Annotated in this window: 13 protein-coding genes; 9 read left to right on the top strand and 4 right to left on the bottom strand. The window is 67.2% G+C overall.

The window, feature by feature from the left end; all coding sequences use genetic code 11:
- Positions 1 to 58 precede the first annotated feature (58 nt).
- Positions 59 to 847 (top strand): HNH endonuclease family protein, encoded by a 789-nt coding sequence (locus tag NWF34_RS06420; protein ID WP_159405897.1) that lies wholly within the window; start codon positions 59 to 61, stop codon positions 845 to 847.
- Positions 848 to 857: 10 nt separating this feature from the next.
- Here NWF34_RS06420 and NWF34_RS06415 read toward each other — a convergent pair whose 3' ends face one another.
- The 3 genes from NWF34_RS06415 to NWF34_RS06405 form a co-directional block, all read right to left on the bottom strand.
- Positions 858 to 1463 carry a DsbA family protein gene (locus NWF34_RS06415; RefSeq protein WP_159405898.1) on the bottom strand — a complete coding sequence of 202 codons (606 nt, stop codon included), beginning with the start codon at positions 1461 to 1463 and terminating at the stop codon, positions 858 to 860.
- A 44-nt stretch (positions 1464 to 1507) separates the two neighbouring features.
- Positions 1508 to 1912 carry a DUF302 domain-containing protein gene (locus NWF34_RS06410; RefSeq protein WP_159405899.1) on the bottom strand — a complete coding sequence of 135 codons (405 nt, stop codon included), beginning with the start codon at positions 1910 to 1912 and terminating at the stop codon, positions 1508 to 1510.
- Between the two features lie 76 nt (positions 1913 to 1988).
- Positions 1989 to 4151, bottom strand: coding sequence for an MMPL family transporter (locus tag NWF34_RS06405; protein ID WP_159405900.1), 2163 nt, complete (start codon positions 4149 to 4151; stop codon positions 1989 to 1991).
- A gap of 135 nt (positions 4152 to 4286) precedes the next feature.
- On the opposite strand from NWF34_RS06405, the gene NWF34_RS06400 reads away from it, so the two are divergent.
- Positions 4287 to 4577: a metal-sensitive transcriptional regulator gene (locus NWF34_RS06400; protein ID WP_375295628.1), complete on the top strand. Its 291-nt coding sequence runs from the start codon at positions 4287 to 4289 to the stop codon at positions 4575 to 4577.
- A 113-nt stretch (positions 4578 to 4690) separates the two neighbouring features.
- Here the strand turns inward: NWF34_RS06400 and NWF34_RS06395 are convergent, their stop codons facing one another.
- The gene (locus NWF34_RS06395; protein ID WP_024500508.1) at positions 4691 to 4927 is read right to left on the bottom strand and encodes a DUF2892 domain-containing protein; all 237 of its coding nucleotides are present in this window, start codon (positions 4925 to 4927) and stop codon (positions 4691 to 4693) included.
- A 383-nt stretch (positions 4928 to 5310) separates the two neighbouring features.
- Here NWF34_RS06395 and NWF34_RS06390 point away from each other — a divergent pair, with 383 nt between their 5' ends.
- Genes NWF34_RS06390 through octT form a run of 7 tightly spaced genes read left to right on the top strand, consistent with a single transcriptional unit; the run spans position 5311 to position 11612 of the window.
- On the top strand, positions 5311 to 6594 hold the full coding sequence (locus NWF34_RS06390; RefSeq protein ID WP_159405901.1) for a glutamate-5-semialdehyde dehydrogenase: 1284 nt from the start codon (positions 5311 to 5313) through the stop codon (positions 6592 to 6594).
- Positions 6594 to 7517, top strand: coding sequence for a MoxR family ATPase (locus NWF34_RS06385; RefSeq protein ID WP_258324419.1), 924 nt, complete (start codon positions 6594 to 6596; stop codon positions 7515 to 7517). Before NWF34_RS06390 ends, NWF34_RS06385 begins: the two co-directional genes overlap by 1 nt.
- The gene (locus NWF34_RS06380; RefSeq protein ID WP_258324418.1) at positions 7517 to 8914 is read left to right on the top strand and encodes a VWA domain-containing protein; all 1398 of its coding nucleotides are present in this window, start codon (positions 7517 to 7519) and stop codon (positions 8912 to 8914) included. The genes NWF34_RS06385 and NWF34_RS06380 overlap by 1 nt, the downstream gene beginning before the upstream one ends.
- A 30-nt stretch (positions 8915 to 8944) precedes the next feature.
- Entirely contained in the window at positions 8945 to 9778 is an 834-nt protein-coding gene (gene nadD / locus NWF34_RS06375) for a nicotinate-nucleotide adenylyltransferase (protein WP_258324417.1), read from the top strand.
- A gap of 15 nt (positions 9779 to 9793) precedes the next feature.
- A complete protein-coding gene (gene rsfS / locus NWF34_RS06370) occupies positions 9794 to 10156 on the top strand; it encodes a ribosome silencing factor (RefSeq protein WP_024500504.1) in 363 nt (120 codons plus the stop codon).
- Positions 10153 to 10866 (top strand): histidine phosphatase family protein, encoded by a 714-nt coding sequence (locus tag NWF34_RS06365; RefSeq protein WP_024500503.1) that lies wholly within the window; start codon positions 10153 to 10155, stop codon positions 10864 to 10866. The genes rsfS and NWF34_RS06365 overlap by 4 nt, the downstream gene beginning before the upstream one ends.
- A complete protein-coding gene (gene octT, locus NWF34_RS06360; protein ID WP_258324416.1) occupies positions 10863 to 11612 on the top strand; it encodes a diglucosylglycerate octanoyltransferase in 750 nt (249 codons plus the stop codon). Before NWF34_RS06365 ends, octT begins: the two co-directional genes overlap by 4 nt.
- The last annotated feature ends 26 nt before the right edge of the window (positions 11613 to 11638 follow it).

The following is an 11638-nucleotide window of genomic DNA, read 5'->3' as shown; positions in this document are numbered from 1 at the left end:
GCGGGAACAGGTTTCAATTTTCCTGGAACCTCGCCGCCCGGCGCTGCGTCTAAGTCCCATGGTCCTCCGCGACGCGACGTTCCGATCGCCGACGCTCCGGCGGCTCCGCATGCGGGTGCGGTGGATCGTCTGGAGAACATCGGCATGGGGGTCGTGGTCGGCCCGGCAGTGGTCGCTGCTGGTCTTCGCGGTCGTCACGGCGATCGTGGTCGCGGTGGGATCCGGTGGATTCGGTCCGCAGTCCGACATCGACCCGCGAGTACGGACGCTGGCGCGAGAAGCTCTGGCGCGCTTGGCGTCCATCCCCGTGCACGCACAGCGTCCCGACCGCGACGACTACGACCGAAGCGCATTCGGCGCGGCGTGGACGGACGCGGTGGCCGTGGCCGGTGGTGGCAACGGATGCGACACCCGCAACGACATCCTGGCCCGAGATCTACAGGACATCCGGGCGGGACCGGTGTCGAGCTGTCCGCGGGCGGTTCTCGCGGGGGAGTTCCGGAGCCCGTACAGCGGCGAGTTCGTGGTGTTCCGCCGCGACCGCAACGCGTCGAGTGTGCAGATCGACCACATCGTGCCGCTGGCCTACGCCTGGGACATGGGTGCGTGGTCGTGGGAACTCGGCCGACGACTGAGCTTCGCCAACGACCCGGCCAACCTCGTCGCCGTCGACGGCCCGTCGAATCAGGACAAGAGCGACTCCGAACCGGCCCGGTGGATGCCACCGGCCCGCGGGTTCTGGTGTCAGTACGCGATCCAGTTCGTGATGGTCAGTGCGACATACGGTCTGACGGTCGATGCCGAATCGCGTGGGGTGCTGATCGACGCGTTGCGGTGCGGACAGTGAGGCGGCGAGCTCAGGCCGAGAACGTCGGTTTCCCTCCGGTGGGCCGCTTGAGCTGTGAGAAGGCAGACGTGGCCCCAAGCGTGACGATCGCGGAGTAGAGGGCCACGGCCTCGTCGCCGGTCGGGATGTCGGAGAGCACCGGGCCGAAGAAGTGGGTTCCGTTGATCCCGGTGATCGGGCTGCCGCCGGTCTCGCCCAGGACATCCTGACTGCGTTGGTGCGCTGTCCTCAGGGCATCGTCGAACGAGTCGTCGTCCATCGCCTCGGCCAGTTCGGAGGGGAGTCCGGCCTCGACGAGGATCTCCGAGACGACCGCGGGGGTCATCTCGTCACCCGCGTGGTGAAAACGCCGGCCGACCGCCGAGTAGAGGGGCCCGATCGCGTCCACGCCGTTCTTCGCGACGGCGGCCATGAACACCCGGCCGAGCCGGCGGGAGGTGTCCAGTTGCCGTCGCTGCTGGTCCGATGCGGGTTCCCGATCCTCGTTGAGGACGGCCAGACTCATGACGTGCCAGTCGACCGAGTCATCGTGTCTCCCGGCCTGGTCGGCGAGCCACCGCGATGCGGCCCACGCGAAGGGACACACCGGATCGAAGTAGAAGTCGAAGCGATTCATGACAACTCCTGTCGTGTCAGGGATTCTGTTCTGGGATCGGCGGGTCAGGACTGGTTCGACAGTGCGTCGATCGCGGCCTGCAGCTTCGTGGCGGCATCACGTGCGACGGACTCGAGTTCGGGCTCACCCGAGACCTGAACCATCAGATCCGGATTCATCGCCTCGACGAGTGTCGTGCCGGGATGGTCCGGGTCCGACCGGACGACGACGTTGCACGGCAGCAGCAGTCCGATCTGGCGTTGGACCCCGAGTGCTCGGTGTGCCAGAGGCGGATTGCACGCGCCCAGGATCAGGTACTGCTCCATGTCCTCGTCGAGCTTCTTCTTCATGGTGGCCTGGACATCGATCTCGGTGAGGACACCGAATCCCTGGTCGGCGAGTGCGGCGCGGGTGCGCTCGACCGCTTCGTCGAAGGGGATGGTCAGCGTGGTGTTCAGTGCGAGGGACATTGTGTTCCTTTCGTTTCGGCCCCGTCCCGGGCCAGACGGTTGTCCGCTGGCCCGGGACGGAATCCGGTTCGGGTTGTCAGTGCGCGAAGCTGATCTTGGGCAGGATGCGGCGCAACCAGGCGGGCGACCACCATGCCGCGCGGCGCGTGATCCGCAACAGCGCCGGAAGGAGTGTGAGACGGATCAGGACGGCATCCAGCAGAACGGCGACACCGAGGATGATCCCCATCTCCTTCGGGGGAAGAGGTTCGGCCAGGGCGAAGGTGAAGAACACCGCCACCATGACCGCTGCCGCGGCGAAGATGATCCGGCCGGAGTGCGCCATCCCGTCGATCTGTGCCTGTGTGGCGTTGTCGGACCGCTCGAAGTGCTCCTTCGCGGTGGCGAGCAGGAAGACCGTGTAGTCCATCGCGATCGCGAAGATCATCGCGAAGAAGAACACCGGTCCCCACCCGTCGAGGAAGCCCTGGGGTGTGAAGCCCAACAGGTCCGCGAGGTGCCCGTCCTGGAAGATGAGCTTTGCGACGCCGAAGGCAGCTGCCGTCGACAACAGGCTGACCACGGTGCCGATCAGGGCGATCAGAGGTGCCTGCAGCGAGACCAGGAGCAACAGGAAGCCCAGGATGAGGATGACGGAGACAACCAGCGGGAAGTAGTCGTTCAGGGCCTGCTGGAGGTCCAGGTTCTCAGTGGGCGCGCCACCGACCAGTGCACCGTCGGGCAGGGTGCTGCGCAGGTCGTCGACGATCGTGCCCATCTGCTCGTTGGATGGGTCGACCGACGGAAGTGCCTGCATGAGAACGTAATCCGAGCCGTCTGCGGCGGGCATCGGGGGAGTCACCATCTGGATTCCCGGGGACTGAGAGGCGGCCTGGGCGGTCTGCTGCGCCTCGTCGGCGGGTGCGACGATCTGCAACATCCCGGGTGCGCCCTCGCCCATCTGTGACTGGACGAGTTCGTAGCCCTGACGCACTGGTGCGTCCTCGGGGACGACGGTGATCGACGGCATCGCGACCTTCAGACCGAAGACCGGGATCGCCAACGCGATGAGAACGGCGAGGGAGCCGGCGGCGACGGTCCACGGGTGGCGGTGCAGGAAGAGTCCCCAGCGGGCGAACACCGGTGAACGGTGTTGCTGACGGCGGGCGTACGGCATCGACACCGCATTGACCTGGGGACCCAGCTTGCCCAGTGCGGCGGGCAGAAGTGTCAGGGTTGCCGCCAGGACGAAGACGACGGCGAGCATGATGCCCACGGCCATCGTTCGCACCGCGGGTGCGGGAACCAGCAACACTGCGGACAGGCTCACCAGGACGGTGATGCCGGAGAGCAACACCGCTTTTCCTGCGGTGTCCATGGTCTCGGCGACCGCGGCACGCATGTCGTCGCCGTAACCGCGCATGGCATCGCGGAAGCGCGACACGATGAACAGGGCGTAGTCGATGCCCAGGGCCAGGGCGAACATCATGGCGAAGTTGATCGCCCACACGGAGATCGGCGTGACCTGGTTCAGCAGGACCAGTCCGCCGGCGGAGGCGACGAGTCCGGCGATGGTCAGCAGCAAGGGAAGTCCGGCCGCGACCAGCGACCCGAAGGCCAGCACCATGATCGTCAAAGTGACCGGCCAGGAGAACAGCTCGGCCTTGATCATCGCGTCGTGATTGGCCTTGTTGAAGTCACTCCACAATGCGGACGCACCGGTCGGGTAGACCTCGACACCGTTCCCGGACAGCCCGGTCAGCTCGTCTTTGCGTTCGTCGACTGCCCGCACCATGTCGTCGGTGTTGGCGGCAGCACCGATGATGACGATGCCGGTGTGACCATCGGGACTGATGGACATTCCCGGTTGTGGTGGCACGACCTGGGCGAATCGGTCATCGGTCGCCGCGAGTTCGGTGATCTTTCCGACGACGGCCTGGACCGCGGGACTCTCGACGCGATCGCGGTCGGAATGGACGACCACCTGCACCGCGGCCGAGGAGTTGCCGCCGAAGTGCTGCTGGGCCAGTTCGCGGACTTGGACGGACTCGGACCCGTTCGCCTGCCATCCGGCGCCGGCGAGTGAGGAGAACACCGAGGGTGCCGCCGCTCCCAGAACCACCAGGAGGAGCACCCACACACCGAACACCCAACGGGCGCGGCCGGCCATCGTCGCGCCCCAGCGACCGAGGATTCCGGCTGCGGAACCTGTTGGGTCAGGTGTTGCTTCGTCTTCGGAGAGGGCCGTCTTCGGCGCCATGAGATTCCTTTCGTCTGATACCCCTAGGGGTATTGGATCTGGCGTAGAAGATACCCCGGGGGGTATGGTGGCGTCAAGGATCCACGGCTTCGGCTACCGAGACCTGTGGGTGGTCAAACACGAGGAGGAATCACCATGGCCGCAGACGAGAGGCCGCGCTTGACCGTCGGGGAAGAGGCGATGGGGGCTGTTCTGAATCGGCTGAAGCGCGCTCAGGGCCAGCTTGCCGGGGTGATCGCCATGATCGAGGCGGGCCGGGACTGCACGGACGTGGTCACCCAGCTCGCGGCGGTGTCGCGAGCGCTCGACCGAGCCGGCTTCAAGGTCGTGGCGTCGGGGATGCGGCAGTGTGTCGAGACTGCCGACGGTGAGCAGCCGCCGCTGTCCGAGGCGGCACTGGAGAAGCTGTTCCTCGCGCTGGCGTGACGGGCGGTCCGGAGCCGGTGGCCGAGTAGGAGCGAACGAAAGAGGGGCCGAGACATCGGCCCCCTCTTTCGTGGATATGGGTGATTTCGTGGGTGGGTGGGTGAGCTGGGCGCTCAGCGGGGGCATGTGGCGCGAGGGAGTCCCGCCTTCGACATGAGGAGGCTCGCGGGGCACCATCCGACGGCACTGTAGAGCAGCAGGTTGGCGGCCACGAAGAGGGTGAGCACGGTCCACCACGGGGACACTGTCAGCACGAGGATGACGCTGATCGTCACCATCACGCCCGCGAGCGCGGGCACCATTCTTTCCACCGTCAATCGGGGCTCGTGAGTACCGGTTGCGCGTGTCATGGGTCTTCCTTCTGCTGGGGACGTGTGAACGCCCGGGATCGATGGCAACCACAGTATACCCCCTGGGGTATAGTGACGTCGTTGTCTCGAACTCGAACGTAAGGACTGAGAGCATGTGTTCACCGGTGAAGTGCCCAACGTGCGGCAAGACGACCTGGTCGGGGTGCGGTCGTCATGTCGACGCCCTCAAACGCCGCGTTCCCGACTCCCAGTGGTGCGACGGGCACAAGCAGGCGCCGTCCCAGCGCTCGAAGTGGTGGTCCAGAGCCTGACCGGACCGGATAGCTCTTTGGGGACGTGCTCGGCCCGGCGCTACTCTTGAGGGCGGCATATATCCCGCGGCGGCATCGTCGCGGCGACCACCCGCGAAGTCGAGGATGTTGATGAGCGCACCCACCGCAGAGCCCTCCGTCGCAAGAGGCGAGTCCGGAACCGAAAAGGTCGTCCTCGGACTCGCGCGAGCGGCGAAATCGGCATCCCGCTCACTGGGTGGTCTCACGACGGCGGACAAGAACGAGGTTCTGCTCGCGGCGGCCGACGCCATCGAAGCCGCGTCGGAGACGATCCTCGCCGCCAACGCCGAGGACATCGCGCGCGCCGAGGAGGCGGGCACCGAGGCGAGCCTGCTCGATCGCCTGCGTCTCGACGAATCCCGTGTCGTCGGCATCGCGAACGGTCTTCGTCAGGTCGCGGTCCTGCCCGATCCGATCGGTGAGATCGTCTCCGGCAAGACCCTGCCCAACGGACTTCAGCTCCGACAGGTACGAGTTCCCCTCGGTGTCGTCGGCATCGTCTACGAGGCGCGGCCCAACGTCACGGTCGACGTCTTCGGGATCGCCTTCAAGTCGGGTAACGCGGTGCTGCTCCGCGGTTCGTCGTCGGCCGCGTCGTCGAACGCCGAACTCGTCCGCATCCTGCGAGAGACCCTGTCCGCCAAGGGCGTCAGCGCGGATGCCGTGTCGCTGCTGCCCAGCGAGGACCGCTCGAGCGTCACCGCGCTCATCCGCGCCCGCGGGCTCGTCGACGTCGTGATCCCGCGCGGCGGTGCCGGTCTCATCGAGGCCGTCGTCTCCAACGCGACCGTCCCCACCATCGAGACCGGCGTGGGTAACTGCCACGTCTACGTGCACGCTCTCGCCGACCTCGACGTCGCCGTCCGCGTCATCCTGAACTCCAAGACCCGCCGGCCGAGTGTCTGCAACACCGCCGAGACGGTCCTGATCGACAAGGCGGTGGCGGCTGATGCGCTGCCTCGCATCACCCAGGTCCTGCAGTCCCAGGGTGTCGTGATCCACGGTGACGAGCCGGGCATGGAACCGGCCACCGAGGACGACTGGACCAAGGAGTATCTGTCGATGGACATCGCGATGAAGGTCGTCGACGACCTCGACGCCGCCGTCTCCCACATCGACTCCTACGGCACCGGTCACACCGAGGCGATCATCACCACCGACCTCGCCGCCGCGGACGAGTTCACCCGCCGCGTGGATGCCGCCGCCGTCATGGTGAACGCCTCCACCGCCTTCACCGACGGCGAGCAGTTCGGGTTCGGCGCCGAGATCGGCATCTCGACCCAGAAGCTGCACGCCCGCGGCCCGATGGGCCTGCCCGAGCTGACCTCGACCAAGTGGCTGGTCTGGGGCAACGGCCACGTTCGGCCGGCCTGATGACGAGCTCCACGGAATACACCGGTTCCGGACCACAGGTCGTGCCGTCGTTCACCTCCGTCGACGATGTCGTCGCACGGCTCCGTGACACCGGCTACCTCGCCGACGACGCCACGGCGACGTCGACCTTCCTCGCCGACCGGCTGGGCAAGCCGCTGCTCGTCGAGGGGCCCGCGGGTGTCGGCAAGACCGAACTGGCCAAGTCGATCGCCGCAGCCACAGACGCCGAGCTCGTCCGCCTGCAGTGCTACGAGGGCATCGACGAGGCCCGCGCGCTCTACGAGTGGAACCATGCCAAGCAGATCCTGCACATCCAGGCGACGGGCAACCGCGCCTGGGAAGAGGCGAAGACCGACATCTTCTCCGACGAGTTCCTGCTGCCGCGGCCGCTGCTGAAGGCGATCTCGCGCGAGGGTTCGACCGTGCTGCTGATCGACGAGGTCGACAAGGCCGACGTCGACATGGAGGGGCTGCTCCTCGAGGTGCTCAGCGACTTCGCGATCACCATCCCCGAGATGGGAACCGTTGCCGCGCAGCGCCGACCGATCGTGCTCCTCACCTCGAACGCCACGCGCGAACTGTCCGAGGCGCTCAAGCGTCGCTGCCTGTACCTCTACATCGACTTTCCCGACGCCGAGCGGGAGAAGGAGATCCTCGCCTCGCGGGTGCCGAACCTGTCGGCATCGCCGAGTGCGGAACTGGTCCGGATCGTCGGTGTGCTGCGGACGCTGGACATCCGCAAGAAACCGTCGGTGGCCGAGACGATCGACTGGGCCAACACGCTGCTCGCACTCGGTGCGGGAGAACAGGCCGACGCCAGGCGCGGCGGCCTCGACGACGGGCTCATCGCCCGCACCCTCGGTGTGGTGCTCAAACACCGGCCCGATCTGAAGACGGCTCTCAAAGAACTCAAGCTGGGCTGATGACGACTCCGCTCGTCGCGCACCTCACCGATTTCGTCGATGAGCTGCGTCGTCGCGGGATCGTCGTCGGGCCGTCGGCGCTGATCGACGCGGCGAGTGCGATGGAGGTGCTCGATCTGCTCGAGCGGTCCCGTCTCCGTGAGGGTCTGGCGACGACGCTGCTCGTCGACCATGCGCATCGAGGGGTCTTCGACCGCGTCTTCGACCTGTGGTTCCCGGTCGGCGCGGGAATGCGCACCGTCACCGAGGATCTGCCACGTGACGAGGACGGAAACCTCGACGTCGAGGCGGTGCGGGACGCGCTGGCGGAGATGCTGGCCGACGACGCGGCGGCCGGTGACGGGCGGCTCGAGCAGGCGATCGCGATGATCGTCGACGAGCTGGGGCGCTACGGGTCGACGAAGGGCGAGGCCTTCTCGGCGTATCAGGCGATCTCCGCGGTCAGCCCACAGACGTTGATCGCCAAGATCGCCGCGGCGATGGCCGGCGGCGACGGTGACGGCGACGGTGGCCGACCGGGCACCCAGCCGCTGTACCGGCAAGCCGCGCGTCAGAAGGCCACCGACCTGCGGGCCGCGATCGAGCGTGAGACGCAGCGTCGGATGGCCGATCGCAACGGCCGGGACAAGGTCGGCGCGTATGCGGTGCCGCCCCTGCCGGAGAACGTCAACTTCCTCTCCGCGGGCGCCAAGGAGCAGGTGGAGATCCGCAAGACGATCGAGCCACTGGCCCGGTTGCTCGCCGCCAAGCTCGAGACGCGGCGGCGTCGTGCCCATCGCGGGGCGGTCGATGTTCGGAAGACGTTGCGGGCGTCGATGTCCACCGGCGGTGTCCCGATCGAACTCAGTCACCGCAAGCCGCGTCCCGGACGCCCGGAGTTGATCATCATCTGCGATGTGTCGGGGTCGGTCGCGGGCTTCAGCCAGTTCACGCTGCGGCTGGTGTACGCACTGCGCCAACAGTTCTCCAAGGTGCGGGTTTTCGCGTTCGTCGACACCGTCGACGAGGTCACCGAGTTCTTCGACCACGGTGAAGAGGATTTCGGTGCGGCGATGCACCACATGATCTCCACCGCCCGGATCTCCACGCGCGACGGACATTCGGACTACGGGAACATGCTCGCCGGTTTCGTCGGCGAGTACGGCGAAACGCTGACGCATCGGGGAGCGCTGCTGGTGCTCGGTGATGCACGCAACAACTACCACGAGACGCACGCCGACGCGCTCGCGGAACTGGTCGAACGCGCCCGGCACGCGTACTGGCTGAACCCCGAGGCCAAAGAGCATTGGGGGACCGGTGACTCGGTCGCCACCGACTATGCGGAGGTCATCGACATGTTCGAATGCCGCAACGCGACGCAGCTCGGAACCGTCATCGCCGACCTGCTGCCGATCTGATCCCGGCGCCACCGCGTAGACTGACCGTCCATGTCAACCGACCGCCATATTGCGCGCCGCATCGGCGTCATGGGTGGCACGTTCGACCCGATCCACAACGGGCACCTGGTGGCGGCCAGCGAGGTCGCTCATCGCTTCGAGCTGGACGAGGTGATCTTCGTCCCGACGGGGCGTCCGTGGCAGAAGCTGGGCGAGCACACGATGGTCAGCCCGCCCGAGGACCGGTACCTGATGACGGTCATCGCGACGGCGTCGAACCCGCAGTTCAGCGTCAGCCGCGTCGACATCGACCGTGACGGCGACACCTACACCGTCGACACGTTGCGAGACCTGCGCAAGCAGTTGCCCGACGCGCAGCTCTACTTCATCACCGGTGCCGATGCGCTGGAGTCGATCCTGTCGTGGCAGGACTGGGAGGAGCTGTTCGACCTCGCCCGGTTCGTGGGTGTGAGCCGGCCCGGCTACGAGCTCGATGCCACCCATCTGGCGCAGCATCTCGCGGAGATGCCGGATGACACGCTGCATCTGCTGGAGATCCCGGCGCTGGCGATCTCGTCGACCGATTGCCGCACGCGTGCGGCGGAGGGCCGCCCGGTCTGGTACCTGGTGCCCGACGGCGTCGTGCAGTACATCGCCAAGAGGAAGCTGTATCGTGCGCCTCGGGCGTCGTCGCCCGGGGTGTCCGCGCCGGGAGCGGAGCGAGCGGGCGGTAATGATCCCGCGCCGGGAGCGGAGCGAGCGGGCGGTAATGATCCCGCGCCGGGAGCGGAGCGAGCGGGCGGAGTTGATCCCGCGCCGGGAGCGGAGCGAGCGGGCGGAGTTGATCCCGCGCCGGGAGCGTCTGTGGCGTCGAGCGGTAAGTGAATCGAGAGGACTTGTGTGACTGCGTCAGCTGAAGCGTTGGAGATGGCCAAGGTGGCCGCTCTGGCGGCCGCGGAGAAGCTCGCCCATGAGGTGACCGTGATCGATGTGTCGGAACAGTTGGTGATCACCGACGCCTTCGTCATCGCGTCGGCGGACAACGAGCGACAGGTCAATTCGATCGTCGACGAGGTCGAGGAGAAGCTGCGGGAGGCCGGGTACAAGCCGGTGCGCCGTGAGGGCACCCGTGAGGGGCGTTGGGCTCTGCTCGATTATGCCGACATCGTGGTGCACATCCAGCACACCGACGAGCGACGCTTCTACGCGCTGGAGAGTCTGTGGAAGGACTGCCCGGTCGTCGAGGTGGAAGGGCTTTCGTGAGCGGGGGTCCCGATACCCACGACACCTCGGTCGAGCGTCTGACCCCGGTCGTCCGGCGACTGATCCTGTTGCGCCACGGGCAGACCGAATACAACGCGGGCAGCCGCATGCAGGGTCAGCTCGACACCGATCTCTCCGAGCTCGGTGTGCGGCAGGCGAATTCGGCGGCTGTCGAACTGGCGAAGCGGCAACCCCTGGTGATCTGGTCGTCGGACCTGAAGCGCGCCCGGGACACCGCGGAGGCGCTCGCCCAGCGAACCGGGCTCTCGGTGACAACCGATGTGCGCCTTCGTGAGACGCATCTGGGCGAGTGGCAGGGATTGACTCATCTCGACGTCGATGAGGTCATGCCGGGGGCGCGCGTCGTGTGGCGCGACGACGCGACGTGGACCCCGCCGGGTGGCGAGAGCCGCGTCGACGTGGCGAAGCGTTCCACGCCTCTGGTCGACGAGCTGATCGAGCAGTTGCCGGAATGGGGTGTCGGCGACAATCCCGAGGCGCCGGTCGTGCTCGTGGCCCATGGTGGGGTCATCGCGGCGATGACCGCGGCGCTGCTCGGGCTGCCGGTGGACAACTGGCCGGTCTTCGGTGGACTCGCCAACACCAGCTGGGTACAGCTGTCGGGGCACGGTAAGCCCGGCGACCTTCCGCGCTGGCGGCTCGACGTGTGGAATGCGTCGGCCGAGGACTCTGATCCCGCCGTGCAGTGAGCGATCCGGATTCCGGCGCTCCCACGGAGGAACGCTGCGTACTGGTGTTGTCCGACTCGCTGGCCTATTACGGCCCGGTCGGTGGGCTGCCCGCGAACGATCCGCGGATCTGGCCGTCGCTGGTCGGCGCCGACGTCGGTCTGCCGGTTCGTCTGTTCGGCCGGATCGGCTGGACGAGCCGCGACGTGTGGTGGGCGCTGACCCAGGACCCGAACATCTGGGCGACCGTTCCGCATGCCGAGGTCGTCGTGCTGGCCTTCGGCGGGATGGACACGCTGCCGTCGCCGCTGCCGACGGCGCTGCGCGAGCAGATCCGGTACGTCCGGCCGAATCGGCTGCGGCAGTGGGTGCGTGACGCGTATTCGTGGGTGCAGCCACGTGGGTCGCGACTGGGGTGGCCGCTGGCGTTGCCGCCGAAGGTGACCGTCGAGTACCTGGACAAGATCCGTGAGGCCCTCACGCAGCTCCGACCGGATCTGCCGATTGTCGTTTGCCTGCCGCCGACCCATCGCAGCCCGTATTACGGTTACGTGCACTCGGGCCGCATCCCGGCGACGGCGGCGATCGCGCGGTGGGCGCAGCACCACGGGTTGCCCTGTGTCGACTTCTATCCGGTGACCCGGGACGCTTTCGAGGATCCGGCCGCGGAGATGAATCCGGACGGCATCCACTGGGGCTTCTCGTGCCATCGTCAGATCGCCGACGTGGTGACGCCGGTGGTCGAGAAGAGCAGGGCGAACAGCTAGCCGACGGACCTCGCGACTCCCATGTG

The organism is Gordonia sp. GONU (assembly GCF_024733855.1).
GTDB classification, from domain to species: Bacteria; Actinomycetota; Actinomycetes; order Mycobacteriales; family Mycobacteriaceae; genus Gordonia; species Gordonia amicalis.
This window is presented reverse-complemented; position numbering and strand designations above follow the sequence as displayed.